A 14,186-nucleotide genomic window follows, 5' to 3' on the forward strand; every position below is an offset into this window, starting at 1 on the left:
TGCTAGGCGACCGCGGATTCGACCCGGGCCGTGACTGCCTGCGTCAGAGCGCGAGCGCGATCCGCTCCCCCTCGATGACGGCGGAATGCGCGCGGCGCGGGGCCAGGGCGTCGCCGATGCGATGGACCTCGATGCCGCTGTCGGCCAGTAGTTTCCAGAGCTCGTCCTCCGGTTGCTGGTGCGCGGACGACACCACCCAGTCGACGGTGAGCCGGCGGGACGCGCCGGTCGGGTGGTGCAGGAGCGTGACCGCGATCCGGCCCCCGCCGGCGTCGTCGCACCCGGTCGGCACCACGTCCGTCACCTGGGTGATGCCCTTGCCGTGCGCCCGCCGATTCCATCCCTCGAGGTCCAGTGTGATCCCGAGATCCTGGCCGACGATCATCCCCGGCGTGCAGATCGTGACGGCACACCCGGCGTCGGCGACGAATTCGGCGACGGACGTGCCCTGATGGAATCCCAGTTCGTCGACCACCAGCACCGTCCCGGACGGATCCGCGCGGCCCTCCAGCACGTCCCGCACATCCACCACCCGATCCGACGCACCCGCCCAGCGCGGACGGCTCGGACGCGCTCCGGTGGCGAGCACGACCACGTCGGGACGTCCCTGCGCGAGCGCCTCGGCGGTCGCCTCGGTGCCGGTCCGCACGTCCACGCCGCGCCGAACGCATTCCGCTTCCAGGTCGACGACGAGGCCGAGGACCTCGCGGCGCCCAGGGACGACGGCGGCCGTCCGGACCTGACCACCGAGGACGGTGTTGCGTTCGAAGAGCGTCACGTGGTGCCCCCGCTGCGCGGCGGTGGCGGCGGCCTTCAGCCCGGCAGGTCCGCCGCCGACCACCACGACCCGCCTGCCGCGGACGGTGGGTTCGGGCAGCAGAATCGATTCCCTGCCCGCGCGCGGGTTCACGACGCAGCCGAGCCACCGGCCCAGCCCCATGCGTCCGATGCATTCCTGATTGCACGCCAGGCACGATCGGATGGCGTCCTCTTCACCGGCGAGTGCCTTGGCCGCGAAGTCCGGGTCCGCGATCTGGCCGCGCACCACCCCGATCAGGTCGCAGTGCCCCTCGTCGAGAGCCCGGTCGGCCTGATGCGGATCCGAGAACCGGCCGACACCGACCACCGGAAGTCCGACCCGCCGCCGGATCGCATTGGGGACGAACAGCGCATACCCGCGGGGGACGGCCATGGACGCCTCGATCATGTGCAGCGTCTCGGTGGCCATCCCGATGGACGTGTTGAGGTAGTCGACCCGCCCGTCCGCCTCCAGCAGGGCGGCCACCTCCACCGCCTCGTCGAGGTGTACGCCACCGTCGAACAGGTCCTCCCCCGCGAGCCTCACCCCGAGTGCGCGGTCCGGGCCGATCGCCGTTCGCACGGCTTCGACGACCTCGAGGAGGAACCGGGCACGGTTCTCCAACGACCCTCCGTACCGGTCCGTGCGCTGGTTCGTGGCGGGGGCGAGGAAACTGCGCACCAGCGACGAGTGCGAGCACTGCAGTTCGATGCCGTCGAATCCGCCTCGGACACAGTGCTCGGCGACGCGCGCGTAACCGTCGACGAGGGCCCGGATCTCGCGCTGATCGACCGCCTTGGGAACTTCGCGGAACAGTGGGTCGGGGACGGCGCTCGGCGCCCACAGTGGCCGCCGCGAATACATGCTCGATCCCTGGCCGCCGTTGTGGTTGACCTGAGCGAGGATCGGAACTCCGTGTGCGTGGACCGCGTCGGTGATCCGCCGGTATCCCGGGACGACCTCCGGCCGGTAGCCGGCGATCACCTTCTCGTACGGCCAGTCACCCGGATGGGTGGCGTGCTCTTCGGAGATGATCAGGCCCGCACCGCCCTTCGCGCGCGCCGCATAGTAGGCGGCGTGCTGGGCGGTGGGGAGACCGTCGACGGCGTACCCCGTGAGGTGCGCCGAGAAGACCACCCGATTGCGCAGCGTCAGCGGTCCCAGGCGCAACGGGGTGAACAGGTGGCGGTACGCGGAGGTGCTCACACCTTGGTGTTGCCCATGTCGACGGCGACCTGACTGCCCGTGACCCGCCGCGAACCGTCACCGGCCAGCCACAGCACGGCGTCGGTGATGTCGTCGGTGTCGGCCAGCGGGTGTTCGGTGAGGATGGTGCCGAAGCTCGACAGGTAGTGCGGGTGCTTCTCGAGAATCACGAGGCTGCCCGGGTCGGTGCCCATCGGGGTCTTCACTCCGTAGGGGTGGATCGAATTGACCCGGATGTCGTACTCGCCCAGTTCCTTGGCCGCGGTCTGGGTGAGTCCCACGAGCCCGAACTTGGAGGCGGCGTAATTGGCCTGCCCCGGGAGCGGCTTGATCCCGGCGACGGAGCTGATCACGATGATCGATCCCCCGCGGCCACCCTCGATCAGTGCCGGGACCGCAGCCTTCAGCGTCTTCCAGGCGCCGGTGAGATTGACGTCGATCAGAGTCTCCCACTGCTCGTCGGGCATCTCCCAGAAGCGGTTCCAGTTGCAGATCCCGGCGTTCGCGATCACGATGTCGAGACGGCCGAACTGTTCGACTCCCCGGTCCACGACAGCCTTCAGTTGCGCGCTGTCCCGCACGTCCGCCTGTTCGGCGAGGATCTTGCCGCCCTGGGATTCCACGAGCCGCACCGTCTCGGCGAGGTCGTCCGCCGTCGCCGGTTCGTAGCTGTTGTACTCCGACACCGGCCCGCAGATGTCGACGGCGATGATCGCCGCACCTTCGCGCGCCAACCGCACCGCATGCGTTCGCCCCTGCCCACGGGCAGCCCCGGTGATGAACGCGACCTTGTCGTCGAACTGTCCCATGAAATGTCCTATCTCTCGGTGACGAGGGTGAACGGATGGTGATCGAACTCGGACCGCCGGTGGGCGGTCGCGGTCAGCGCCTCGGTGCGGCCCTCGCGGACCGCCTCGAGCAGTGTGCGGGGGGCCACGCAGTCGCCGGCCCGCACCGTGTCCGGGCGGGTCGAGCCGAGCGTGTCCTCGGGGAGACGATGCGAGCAGTCGATCAACACGGTGCACGGCACCACCGACTCTTCGGCGGTGTACCGGTTGCGCAACCGCATTCCGTCGCCGTCGATCGACACGATGCGGCTGTCGAGGTGACGCGTCACCCCGGCCCGTTGCAGGCGGGTGTTGGCGTCGGCGAGGTCGCCGGTCATGCCGAGTCGCGAGCCGGCCACGGAGTCCTGGGTCACGATGCTCACGTCGCGGCCCCGCGCCGCGAGCCATTCGGCGACCGCCACGCCGACCGGTCCGCCGACCGGGTCGAAGACGATGTGGGGCCCCTCCGCAGGCACGTCACCGTCCCGCAGATCCGCGGCGCCGAGACACCGGACACTTCCCCCGACGGGGAACGGAAGCGGCCGGGGCGTGCTGCCGGTCGCGAGGATCACCGTCACACCGTCTCGTTCCGCGGCGTCGAGTTCGGCTTCGGAGACCGTGGCGCCGAGACGGAATTCGACTCCGAGACAGCGGCATTCGTTCTCCAGCCAGTCGGTCAGCGCCCTGAGGTGCGGCGCCCCGGCCGCGGCCCGCACCATCCCGCCGAGCCGAGCCGATGCCTCCGCCACGGCGACCCGGTGACCCCGCAGCGCAAGCACCCGCGCCGCCTCGAGACCGGCCGGGCCACCACCGACCACCAGTGCCGTGCCTGCGACCACAGCGGCGTCCTCGGTGGGATCGACGGTCTCGTGCCCGGCAGTGGGATTGCCGACGCATGTGACGACCGGGTTGCGGGGGTCGAGCACCTGGCACGTCTGGTTGCACAGGACGCACGGCCGCGGCACCGCACCGCGCCGGATCTTGACGACGAGATCGGGATCGGCGATCTGGGCACGCGTCATCTCGACGACGTCGGCGACTCCGTCGTCGAGCGCCCACCGGGCATCGGCCGGATCGACGACGCTGCCCTGGAGAACGACCGGGACCGCGCCGGCGACCGCCGTGCGGATGCCGCGGCAGAGTTCGGTGTTGAACGCGGGTGGCCGGTGGAAGTCGGGGCGGTAGGCGTTCGGCGACAGCGGCCCGCCCCGGACCACCACGAGCAGATCGAGTGCGTCGGCCAGGGCCCGTCCGTGTCCGGCGGCGATCGACGGTGTGATCCCCGCCCAGGACGTCTCCTCGTCGCAGCTCAGGCGCAGGGACAATATCCGGCCGGGGCCCAGCTCTTTGCGGACGGCGGCGAGGACCTCGCGGACGAGCCGCAGCGGGTCGGTGCCGTACTCGTCTTCGCGTACGTTGGTGAGGTTCGAAAGGAACTGCCGCAGGAGCGCTCTCGGCCCGGCGTCGAGCTCGACGCCGTCCGCGTCCGCCGCGACTGCCGCGGCGGCCCCGGCCCGGAAGCCCTCGACGAGGCTGTCGATCTCCGCCTGCTCCATCTGCATCGGCATCTCGCGGGAGATCACGTCGGCGACCCCCGACGGTCCCCACAGCACCGACTGCGAGTAGGCGCTCGACCCCTGCAGTCCGGCGTGCCCCAACCCGGCCAGCACCAGTGTGCCGTGCGGGCGGCAGGCCGCGACAATGTCCCGCCACCCGGCGACGCAGTCGGACGCCAGCGGAGCCCGTTCGTACGGCCAGTCGGAGGCATGGACCGACGCCACCTCGGTGACGACGATCCCCGCACCGCCCCGCGCCCGGCGCTCGTAGTACGCGACATGACGCGGCGACAGCGTCCTTCCCGCACCGAGATTGGTGGGGTGCGGACCCAGAAGCACCCTGGACCGGGCGTGGCGTCCGGCCAGGGTGATCGGGTCTGTCAGTTGCGCAGACATCTACGCCGTTCGTGGTTCAGGATTCGGCGCCGAGTACGCGAGCGAATCCGGGCGGGATCACGATGTCGGACGGGGTGAGGTCGTGGATGTTCGAGTGGCCCAGCCCGAGCAGCGCCGAATCGATACCGCCGCGCAGGACGTCGAGGACGTTTTCGACGCCGGCCTGACCGTTCGCCGAGAGACCCCACAGGTACGCGCGGCCGATCATCACCGCCCGCGCGCCGAGCGCGACGGCCTTCACGACGTCGCTACCGCGGCGGATACCGCCGTCGAGGAGCACCTCGACCTGATCGCCCACGGCCTCCGCGATGGCGGGCAGCGCGCGGATCGGCGCCGGGGTGCCGTCGAGGTTGTTGCCACCGTGATTCGACACGGAGATCGCGGTGACGCCGGCATCGACGGCCCGCTTGGCGTCGTCGACCCGCATGACGCCCTTGAGCATGAACGGCCCGCCCCACTGCTCACGCAGCCATGCGATGTCGTCCCACGTCGGCAGCGGCGTCTGCATCCACTCGCCGTAGGCGCCGAAGAACGTCGGCGGTTCCTGACCGGGCTGCGCCAGGTTCGGGGTGGTCAGATCCGGGATCTTGCGGGTCTTCGCGAACTCGTACAACCACTTCGGCCGGGTGATTCCCTCCGGCGCGAACTGCAGCATCGCCTTCAGGTCCATCTTCTCGGGGATGGCCGGGCTACCCCAGTCACGACCGTACGAGAACGACCAGTCGGTGGTGATGATCAGTCCGGTCGCCCCGGCGGCGCGGGCGCGTTCCATCCGCTGGATCAGCACCTCCCGGCTGCCGACCCAGTACATCTGGAAGAACGTCTGAGGGTTGGCGGCCGTGACTTCCTCGACCGACTTGCTCGCGAACGAACTCAGACCGATCGCCGTGCCGCGTGCCGCCGCCGCACGCGCGACAGCGACCTCGCCGTCGGGATGCACCGCCTGCACACCGGTCGGGGAGATGATGACGGGCAGCGAAATCGACTGCCCCATCACGGTCGTGGACAGCTCACGCTTGTCGGACAGCCCCACGACGTGCGGAGCAAACCCCAGTTCACCGAACGCCGCGATGTTGTCGTCGACCGTCACGCCCCGCTCGGAACCGGCGATCAGCGCCGCGTACACCGACTTCGGCAGGCGCTTCTTCGCGCGACGCTGAGCCTCGGCCACCGTTTCGAAGAACGGATTCTTACCCATGGCAATACCTCTCGTACCTGGCAGACGACTTACGTCTGGTCCATGCCCGCAAGCGGGTTCTCGTCACAAATCTTGGCCGGCGGACGCACCATCAGCGTCAACGGAACCGGCGCCCGCGGAGTCCGGCGCTGGCCGGTGCGGGAGTGGTCGACACTGGATTTCGGGATCTCCCCCGCGGCAGCCAACGCCAGTTCGCCGTTGCCGATCACACATTCGGGGTCCGGGCCGTCCATCGGCAGCCCGGTGAAGAATTTCGCGGCCATGCATCCGCCGCGGCAGGAGTCGTAGTGGTTGCACTTACTGCACGCGCCGCCGGTCTGCGGGGACCGCAGCTCCTGGAACAGCTCCGACGTCTGCCACACCTGCTGGAAACCGCCGTCCGCCACGATGTTTCCGGCGAGGAACTGGTCGTGGATCGCGAACGGGCACGCGTAGACGTCGCCGATCGGGTCGATCAGGCACACCACCCGGCCGGCACCACACAAGTTCAGGCCGGGCAACGCGTCGCCGTAGGCGGACAGGTGGAAGAAGGAGTCACCGGTGAGCACGCCCTCGCCGTTGGCGACCAGCCAGTTGTACAGCTCGCGCTGCTGCGCCTGCGTCGGATGCAGTTCGTCCCACACGTCCGCGCCGCGCCCCGACGGTCGCAGCCGGGTGATGCGCAGGGTGGCGCCGTACTTGTCGGCCAGCGCCTTGAAGTCGTCGAGCTGGGACACGTTGTGCCGGGTGACCACCACGGAGATCTTGGCGTCCTTGAACCCGGCCTCGGAGAGATTCTCGAGCGCCCGCACCGCCATCGCGAACGAACCCGGACCACGGACGGCGTCGTTGACCTCGGCCGTCGCACCGTCGAGGGAGATCTGCACGTCGACGTAGTCGCTGGCGGCGAGCCGGGCGGCGACCTTCTTGTCGATCTTCACCCCGTTCGTGGAGAACTTCACCCCGACCTGGTGGGCGGTCGCGTAGTCGACCAGCTCCCAGAAGTCCGAACGAACCGTCGGCTCACCGCCACCGATGTTCACGTAGAACACCTGCATGCGCTGCAGTTCGTCGATGATCGACTTGCACTGCTCGGTGCTCAGCTCCCGCGGGTCACGCCGGCCCGACGAGGACAGACAGTGCACGCACGACAGGTTGCACGCGTAGGTCAACTCCCAGGTCAGGCAGATCGGGGCGTCGAGACCGAGTTCGAACTGGTCGACGAGGCGGCCGACCGGAGCGACGGGGGCTGTCACCGCGGAAGGCCTTTCGAGCATGGAGGTCATGGGCTGTGTCCTCTGGTACGGGGTGAAGAGAGCTGGTCAGGCGGGGACGATCATGTGCGACTCGGCCAACGTGCCGAGCGCTCGCGCGTACTGCGCGGCCGCGTCGTCCCCGATACCCTGCGCCCGCAGTGCGGACCGGGCGTCGGCGTGTGAGGGAAGCGATTCGACCACCGCGACGATCGTGCGGTTCTTCAGGAACGACAGTTTGCGCGTCCCGAAGTGGTAGAGCAGCGCCCCGAAAGGTTCGGGACGCAGCGCCACCTGCGGATGAAGCTTCCAGCCCACATCGAGATCGATACCGGCGTTGCCGGTCACTGAAGCAGATGCTGGAGCGGACATGATCAGTACACGCCGCACATGCCATCGATCGAGACCTCTTCCACCAGGGATTCCTCGACCAAGTCGTTTTCCAGCACGTTGTTGTCGCGATCCGACATGATTTCCTCCTACTGTTCGGTGATACGGCGCGAGCCGGAGGGATGTTCCCCGTCATAGGTGACCATTCCTGTGACTCGCCTCACCACTGTAATGGCATCGAGTGCAGAATGACAGCTCGGGAGGGTACGAAAGTTGAGAAGTCGTCGAAAACCATCCAGTCGGATAGGGCGACGCCCGTCCACGACGCAGGATCGGATCAGCACCGTCGGGATCGAGTTGTTCACGGAACAGGGCTTCGACGCCACCAGCGTCGACGAAGTCGCCGAAGCGTCCGGCATCGCCCGCCGCACCCTGTTCCGCTACTTCCCGTCCAAGAACGCGATCCCGTGGGGCGACTTCGACGCCCACCTCGCCGAAATGCGCGCCCAACTCGCCGCGCAACCCGGCGACATCCCGATCGTCGACGGACTCACCGCAGCACTCCTGCAGTTCAACGCGTTTCCCGAGAGCGAGGAAGTCAACCACCGCAAACGCATGGGGCTGATCCTGCGCGTGCCCGCGCTGCAGGCGTATTCGGTGGTGATGTACGAAGGGTGGCGCAACGTAATCGCAGAGTACGTCGCGAGCCGGCTCGGAGTCTCACCGACCGACCACGTTCCACGGACCGTCGGCTATCTTCTACTCGGCGTTGCGATGTCGGCGTACGAGCAGTGGCTCGACGACGATTCGCTCGAACTGAACGAACTACTCGCCAGCGGCATGCAATCGCTCTACGATGGGCTGAGTTCCCTCGGCGAGCCCGACACCCGGACCTGACCCACGCCCGCCATCACCTCTCGGCAAGGTTGCTTCGAATGACTTCCACTCTCGACACGCCCGCGTTCGACTCTCTCGCTCCGTGCGAACCCGGACTGTGGTCACACGGTCACGTCACGGTCGAGCGGGTCACGGACGGGCCGCTCACCCTCACCCGCGACGGCGACCGGTTGCGGGTCACGCACGCCCTCACACCCGAGGATCTGAGCGAGCGACTCGTCGCCTCGGTCACCGCGTCCATCGAGGACGCCGACTTCGGTCAGGGCGAGTTCGAATCGACCATGGTCGGACTGGTGCGCTCCACCGTCGACGGCGCACTCGACGCGTGGACCGCCTACTACCGCAACTCTCTCGGCGAGCTGCTCGACGGCACCGCCGACTTCGCACCGATCCACGAGAAGGCGGAACAACTGGTCCGCGGTTCCGTCCTCGACCTCGGGTCGTGCTTCGGCTTCCTCCCGTTGCGACTCGCCCGCGCCGGGCGGTCCGTCACGGCAACCGACATCCTCCCCGGCACCATGACCCTCCTCGACGCCGTGGCACCGGAACTCGGACTCGAACTGCGCACCCTCGTGTGCGACGCCGCGCACGTGCCGGTCCCCGACGACAGCGCAGACACCGTCACCGCCATCCACCTCCTCGAGCACGTCGACGAAAACATCGGTGCCGCAGTGATATCCGAGGCCCTCCGCGTTGCCCGCGAACGGGTTGTCGTCGCCGTCCCCTACGAGGACGAGGCAACGGCCTGCCACGGACACATCCGCACCTTCGACACCCCGTCGCTCACCGAACTCGGCGAATCGACGGGACGCCCATTCGAGGTGTTCGAGCACCACGGCGGCTGGCTCGTCATCGACTGCCGACCTCCTCATGACGCTCGGAGGTGCGCGGGCGCTGGCAGCCGTGGCGCTGCCGAGCGGTAGTGGTGCCCGGTCGGGGTGCCGAGGTCAATGAGGTGGGTGCGGCCGGGGTTGCGTACCGGGCGGGCGGTCCAGGCGTCGCCTTCCTTCGCGTAGTTGCAGGCCTCGCACAGTCCGGACCCGTTGTCCGCGCTGGTGGCACCCGACTTGCCGTGTGAGCGGATGTGATCGTGATGGCGGATCGGGGCATCACACCAGGGCGTGCGGCACGTTTGATCCCGCAGGTCGATCAGCTTTCTCAGACTCTTCGGGAACATGCGGGATTGGGATTCCATCGCCGTCCGCGCCCCCGACTGCGGGCACGCATACACTCGCCGCAACGACACCTCGGTGTCCGAATCCACCGCATCGGCCACCAGCTGCCGAGCGATCCCCGCCGGCACCGGCCCGAACCCATGCAGCTGCGCAGCCTCGTGACCGCCGGCGAGGAGTGTTTCGTCCGAGATCACAAGGTTCACAGCCACCGGAACACCCGACGCCACGTCGGCTCCGGTGCCACGCGTGAACAACAAGTCCACCATCACTTGATTGCGGGTGCGCCCACCACCCTTCCCGGTCGCGATCAGGCTGTCCGCATCCCGACCCAGCGTGGCCTGCAGGCACACGGCTTGTTCGACCGGCATCAGTACACTCAAATAGGCCATCGAATCCGGGGCCGGACGTGTCGTAACCCGTCGTTCGGACACGGCCTTGCGGTGCCGGGCCACGACCGAGGCGGCGTCGAGTTCCACCGCAAGGGCTTTGGCCCGCGCGATCAGACCGCGGTCGCCGACGCCGACGAGAGTAGCTGGGTTCGAACATAACTGGCGATCCACGATCGCCCGATCGGCCGCCGACAAGCATGCCGTCTCCCGCACCAACAACGTCGCACGCCATTCATTCAGCCGGCCGGTCTGCAACATGGCAAGGGTGTGCGGCATTTCGTGCACCAGAGCCTGCGCGAAACCCAGATGCCTACCGCCACGGTTCGGGGACTCCCTGCGCGCCAACGCAATCTGCGACGCAATACCCCGACCCCACTCGGACTGCGGAAGTCGCCGAGCCCTACGGTCGGCACGGATACTCGTCGCGACATCGTCGGTGATCACCGCCTGCACCGCACACCCGACCGACTTCAACGCCTCGATCGCATCGAGCAGATCGATGCCCAATCCCGCGTCGCCACTCGCCGCCTCGGCACATTGCAACCGCGCCGTGAATGCGCGTAATTCCTCGAGAAGCATTGCCCCCACAACCGACCTCCCCCAAAGTCATTCGAAACTTTGTTCGATTTTACAACCAAACGCGACCCGAGCAATGGGTTCCGACGTGCCGGTCAAATAGGTGCGCGTTCGACTTATCTCCCTTCGACCGGAACCACGTGTTGATCACGCGGCAGCGCCGGGCCCGGGAAGGTCGTCGACATCGCCGGCCGCAACCGAATGAGAATTCCGACCGGTTCGGCGACGACGGGACCCCGCACCCTGCAGCACCGCTGTTCGTCCTCAGCCACCGGCCGGGCCGCAATGGCCGGCGGCCAGAGGCTGACCGCGACTGGGCTGGCGCACGCCGTCGCGGCCGCCAGTTGCCATCGGCCGGCGGTTGGACTGGCCGGGCGCGCAATTGGTTCACATCCGCCACCGACAGCCTCCTCATTCCGCGCCTGCTCCAATCGTCGCCCTCCCAGGAGAACTCGAGAACAGCGCGGGGCCGGCCGGTGATCCGTTCGGACAGCCGCCCGGCGGTGAGCGCCTCCGTATTCTCCGCCAGCTCGCGAAGAACGTACTCCGCGTCCTCGTCGCACGCGTCGCAGCCACACGCCGGGATCGCGAAGTCGTGCCACGCTCCCGCACGCAGGTACAGACCGGGAAATAAGGTGAAGGTGATCGCCAGTGGAGCCTGATCCCGCTGAGCCGGAGTGATCGTCACCAATTGCCAGAGTCGCCACCGTCCGCGACCCCGACGGCGGCGCGGGCGCGCGCATCAACGTCTTCGAACGCTGGGAGCCGCAAGCGGCGGTCAACACTTTCCGAGGCAGCGGCCTCAGCGACGAACAAGGCGCGGACATCCTCTCGGCGTCGGTAGCCGAGTACGACGTCGCCGACGTGCGACCCCTGTTCGGGGAAGGCACAGCCTGAACGCGCGGTACGGAACAGCCCCGATGGTCGAAAATGGAATCATGGCAGGGGAAGCGAGCGAGATCGTTCTGAGCAAGCAGGATCTTCCTGAGTGTCGACCGTCACGTAATTCCCCAGGGGTGTCCGTCACGTAATTCCCCATGCTCGGGCGTGCTGAGTCGAGGGTAACCCGAGCGGACGGGGTGCGGATCAAGTTGCGCTGGCGGTGCGGTGTCCGGGTCGTTTGCGGGGTCGGTAGGACGGTCCGTCCATCAGGGTTTGATGGCTGGTGTTGATCAGCCGGTCGAGGAGGGACTCGGCGACGACCGGGTTCGGGAACAGCGGATACCAGTCCTTCGGGGCGCGGTTACTCGTCAGAATCAGGGGTTTGCCGGCGATCGCACGATCGGAAACCAGATCGTAGAGGTCATCGGACTGGGTAGTGGTGTGCTCACGCATCGCGAAATCATCGATAATCAACACCAGCGGCCGGGTGTATTCCCGCATCCGCTGACCGATGGTGCGGTCGGCATGGCCGCCGGCCAGATCGGCGAGCATGCGGGAGCACTTGACGAACCGCACGTCCCCACCACGGCGGGCGACATGATGCCCAAGAGCTTGTGCCACATGGGTTTTGCCTACTCCAACGGGTCCGTAGAGAATGACCGACTCGCCGGCGTCGAGCCAGCGCAGCGCGGCCAGATCCCGCAGCATCGCCGCCGGGAGTTTCGGATTCGCGGTGAAATCGAAGTCCTCGAACGTGGCCCGTTGCTCGAACCTCGCCCGCCGCAGCCGGCGGGCCAGCGCCGCGGTTTCCCGGCGGGCGATCTCGTCCTCACACAGCACTTGCAGGAATTCGAGGTGCCCAAGCTGCCCGTCCCGGGTCTGGGCGAGCCGGGCATCGAGCGTGTCGAGCATCCCGGTCAGCTTCAACGTTTTCAGCGCAGCCCGCAGGCTGGGGTCGTGAATGGTCATGACGATTCCTAAGGTGAAAGTAATTGGTGTGCAGCATGTGTCAGTGGCAGCGTTCAACACTTCAGGCGGTGCGTTCGGTGTCGAAGGCATCGGGTCCGCGCAGGAATGCCGGCGCCGGTGCGGGGGCTGGTGCCGGCCGTCCGTCGTGTTCGGTGCCGGCGGCGAGGATGCCCTTGACGGTGCGGTAGCTGGGGTCACCGACCTCGAGGGCGCGGGCGCAGGCCGCGTCCAGGCGGGCGTCGTCGTAGCGGTCCCGCAGCCGGATGATGCCCTGGATCGCCCGCAGCCGGTGCAGCGCGTTGACCTGCGATAACTCGGCGACGATCGCGACGGCGCCGAGACCGATCTGCTCGGCCTGCGCCCGGCACCAGGACACCGTCTGCAGCGTGTAGGCGATCTTGTGCGGAGGGTAGTGCTCGGGGTTCGTCGACCGCCCCGACAGGTGCAGCACGTGGGTGGCGACCACCTGCTCGGTGTGGAAGATCTGCACCACGTCGCCGCTGGTGCGGACCAGCACTTGCTGACCGATCAACCGCCAGGGCACCGAGTACAGGGCCTTGCCGGCCTTGACGTGACAGTCCGGGGCGACCTTGCCGACCTGGTAGCGGACCGGGTCGAATGGTCGCGGTGGAAGTGGTGTGAGACGGTGCTTTTCGACAGCATCGAACACCGCTGTCGGCTGCGCTCCGTCGAGACCACGATGGTTATGGCGACCGTAGACGTCGGTGCACCAGGCCAGAGCGGCGTCCTGCATCTGCGCCAGCGAGGTGAACTCGCGGCCCTTGAAGTACGAATCGCGGATATAAGGCATCGGGCGCTCGATCCTGGGTTTATCCTTTGGTTTTCCGGCGCGAGCGGGGTCGATCAGCAGCCCGTAGTAGGCGGCGAGTTCGGCATAGGCGCGGTTGATCTTCGGGTCGTACAGATCCGGCCGGTCCACTCCGGTTTTGAGGTTGTCGCACACGATCCGGGCCGGCGTGCCGCCGAAGAACTCGAACGCGGCCACGTGCGAGGCGCACCACGAGGACTGGTCCATCCGCAGCACCGGCTGCACGAACAGCATCCGCGAACAGGTCAGGATTATCGCGAACGCCCACACCGCCACCCGGCGGTCGGTGGCCGGATCCCGCCACATCCCGAGCTTGCCGTAGTCCACCTGAGCCTCGTTGCCGGGAGGGACCGCACCCCGGAGCACCGTCACCTTCGGCTCCGCCACCTGATCGGCGAATTGCGCTGCCACATAACGTCGTACCGTCGACTCAGACACCGCGACCTCGTGGTCGTCACGTAGGCGTTGCGCGATCGTCGCGACCGTCACCGACGCCTTCAGCTGCGCGTCGATCCAGTCGTGGTGCGCGGCGATCGCCGGCCACGTCACCGCCCGCGCCGCTGGGTCGCCGACCTCCGGAAACCACCCGGCGATCAGCTCCCGCCAGAGCGCCTCGTCGAACTTGCCGCCCTCGCCCGGCGTCAGCCCGGCCGCCAACGCGGGTGCCAGGTATTTCCGGATGGTCTTGCGGTCGATTCCCAGGGCCGTCGAGATCTGCACCTGAGACCTTCCGGCATCCCAATGCCGGAACAACTCCATCAGATCGATCATCGTCCACGTTCTCCTTGCCACCGTCAGGCCCCTTCCCGGGCCCGTGTCGGTGGCCCAGTCAGGAGCGAACCTGCAGCAGCACCCCAGCCCCGGCCGACACGCCCCAGGGTGGGGAATTACGTGACGGCCGGGTGGGGAATTACGTGACGGACAA

The 14,186-nt window shown here is 67.9% G+C and carries 13 protein-coding genes and 1 pseudogene; 3 read left to right on the forward strand and 11 right to left on the reverse strand.

Annotated elements, in window-relative coordinates; genetic code table 11:
* Positions 1–43: 43 nt before the first annotated feature.
* From BLV94_RS13995 to mftA, 7 genes are read right to left on the reverse strand one after another with little or no spacing between them, the layout of a single operon-like run.
* On the reverse strand, positions 44–2,005 hold the full coding sequence (locus tag BLV94_RS13995) for a mycofactocin system FadH/OYE family oxidoreductase 2 (RefSeq protein WP_072945594.1): 1,962 nt from the start codon (positions 2,003–2,005) through the stop codon (positions 44–46).
* Positions 2,002–2,814 (reverse strand): mycofactocin-coupled SDR family oxidoreductase, encoded by an 813-nt coding sequence (locus tag BLV94_RS14000; protein ID WP_072945591.1) that lies wholly within the window; start codon positions 2,812–2,814, stop codon positions 2,002–2,004. Before BLV94_RS14000 ends, BLV94_RS13995 begins: the two co-directional genes overlap by 4 nt.
* Positions 2,815–2,822: 8 nt before the next feature.
* The gene (locus tag BLV94_RS14005; protein ID WP_072945589.1) at positions 2,823–4,784 is read right to left on the reverse strand and encodes a mycofactocin system FadH/OYE family oxidoreductase 1; all 1,962 of its coding nucleotides are present in this window, start codon (positions 4,782–4,784) and stop codon (positions 2,823–2,825) included.
* A 16-nt stretch (positions 4,785–4,800) separates the two neighbouring features.
* The gene (gene mftD, locus BLV94_RS14010) at positions 4,801–5,982 is read right to left on the reverse strand and encodes a pre-mycofactocin synthase MftD (protein ID WP_072945587.1); all 1,182 of its coding nucleotides are present in this window, start codon (positions 5,980–5,982) and stop codon (positions 4,801–4,803) included.
* 29 nt (positions 5,983–6,011) lie between these two features.
* Positions 6,012–7,247 (reverse strand): mycofactocin radical SAM maturase, encoded by a 1,236-nt coding sequence (gene mftC, locus BLV94_RS14015; RefSeq protein ID WP_072945585.1) that lies wholly within the window; start codon positions 7,245–7,247, stop codon positions 6,012–6,014.
* Between the two features lie 36 nt (positions 7,248–7,283).
* On the reverse strand, positions 7,284–7,586 hold the full coding sequence (gene mftB / locus BLV94_RS14020; RefSeq protein ID WP_167372162.1) for a mycofactocin biosynthesis chaperone MftB: 303 nt from the start codon (positions 7,584–7,586) through the stop codon (positions 7,284–7,286).
* A 2-nt stretch (positions 7,587–7,588) separates the two neighbouring features.
* Positions 7,589–7,684, reverse strand: coding sequence for a mycofactocin precursor MftA (mftA, locus tag BLV94_RS14025; RefSeq protein ID WP_005573048.1), 96 nt, complete (start codon positions 7,682–7,684; stop codon positions 7,589–7,591).
* Between the two features lie 133 nt (positions 7,685–7,817).
* Between mftA and mftR the strand changes: the two genes are divergently transcribed.
* Both mftR and mftM read left to right on the forward strand, forming a co-directional pair.
* Positions 7,818–8,441, forward strand: a complete 624-nt coding sequence (gene mftR, locus BLV94_RS14030) for a mycofactocin system transcriptional regulator (RefSeq protein WP_072945581.1) — start codon at positions 7,818–7,820, stop codon at positions 8,439–8,441.
* A gap of 38 nt (positions 8,442–8,479) precedes the next feature.
* Positions 8,480–9,364, forward strand: a complete 885-nt coding sequence (mftM, locus tag BLV94_RS14035) for a mycofactocin oligosaccharide methyltransferase MftM (RefSeq protein WP_072945579.1) — start codon at positions 8,480–8,482, stop codon at positions 9,362–9,364.
* Here the strand turns inward: mftM and BLV94_RS14040 are convergent.
* Together BLV94_RS14040 and BLV94_RS52095 are read right to left on the reverse strand one after the other, a co-directional pair.
* On the reverse strand, positions 9,310–10,584 hold the full coding sequence (locus tag BLV94_RS14040; protein WP_371851569.1) for an HNH endonuclease: 1,275 nt from the start codon (positions 10,582–10,584) through the stop codon (positions 9,310–9,312). The two genes, mftM and BLV94_RS14040, sit on opposite strands and share 55 nt — an antisense overlap.
* Positions 10,585–10,633: 49 nt before the next feature.
* A complete protein-coding gene (locus BLV94_RS52095; protein ID WP_371851568.1) occupies positions 10,634–11,269 on the reverse strand; it encodes a DUF6226 family protein in 636 nt (211 codons plus the stop codon).
* 50 nt (positions 11,270–11,319) lie between these two features.
* Between BLV94_RS52095 and BLV94_RS50875 the strand changes: the two are divergent.
* Positions 11,320–11,478: pseudogene (locus BLV94_RS50875) on the forward strand (antibiotic biosynthesis monooxygenase); the annotation flags it as partial.
* Between the two features lie 189 nt (positions 11,479–11,667).
* On the opposite strand, the gene istB reads toward BLV94_RS50875, so the two are convergent.
* Together istB and istA are read right to left on the reverse strand one after the other, a co-directional pair.
* Complete coding sequence (istB, locus tag BLV94_RS14050; RefSeq protein WP_074933444.1) at positions 11,668–12,432, reverse strand: IS21-like element helper ATPase IstB; 765 nt, start codon at positions 12,430–12,432, stop codon at positions 11,668–11,670.
* A gap of 61 nt (positions 12,433–12,493) precedes the next feature.
* Positions 12,494–14,032 carry an IS21 family transposase gene (istA, locus tag BLV94_RS14055; RefSeq protein WP_072951755.1) on the reverse strand — a complete coding sequence of 513 codons (1,539 nt, stop codon included), beginning with the start codon at positions 14,030–14,032 and terminating at the stop codon, positions 12,494–12,496.
* Between the last annotated feature and the right edge of the window lie 154 nt (positions 14,033–14,186).

The sequence above is a fragment of the Rhodococcus koreensis genome (assembly GCF_900105905.1).
Taxonomy (GTDB): Bacteria; Actinomycetota; Actinomycetes; order Mycobacteriales; family Mycobacteriaceae; genus Rhodococcus_F; species Rhodococcus_F koreensis.

Excerpts from the sequence above, each read along its gene's own strand:
- mftA (WP_005573048.1), bottom strand. The coding sequence starts at position 7,684 with ATGTCGGATCGCGACAACAACGTGCTGGAAAACGACTTGGTCGAGGAA.
- BLV94_RS14040 (WP_371851569.1), bottom strand. The coding sequence starts at position 10,584 with ATGCTTCTCGAGGAATTACGCGCATTCACGGCGCGGTTGCAATGTGCC.
- mftM (WP_072945579.1), top strand. The coding sequence starts at position 8,480 with ATGACTTCCACTCTCGACACGCCCGCGTTCGACTCTCTCGCTCCGTGC.
- istB (WP_074933444.1), bottom strand. The coding sequence starts at position 12,432 with ATGACCATTCACGACCCCAGCCTGCGGGCTGCGCTGAAAACGTTGAAG.
- mftC (WP_072945585.1), bottom strand. The coding sequence starts at position 7,247 with ATGACCTCCATGCTCGAAAGGCCTTCCGCGGTGACAGCCCCCGTCGCT.
- mftD (WP_072945587.1), bottom strand. The coding sequence starts at position 5,982 with ATGGGTAAGAATCCGTTCTTCGAAACGGTGGCCGAGGCTCAGCGTCGC.
- istA (WP_072951755.1), bottom strand. The coding sequence starts at position 14,032 with ATGATCGATCTGATGGAGTTGTTCCGGCATTGGGATGCCGGAAGGTCT.
- BLV94_RS14005 (WP_072945589.1), bottom strand. The coding sequence starts at position 4,784 with ATGTCTGCGCAACTGACAGACCCGATCACCCTGGCCGGACGCCACGCC.
- BLV94_RS14000 (WP_072945591.1), bottom strand. The coding sequence starts at position 2,814 with ATGGGACAGTTCGACGACAAGGTCGCGTTCATCACCGGGGCTGCCCGT.
- mftB (WP_167372162.1), bottom strand. The coding sequence starts at position 7,586 with ATGTCCGCTCCAGCATCTGCTTCAGTGACCGGCAACGCCGGTATCGAT.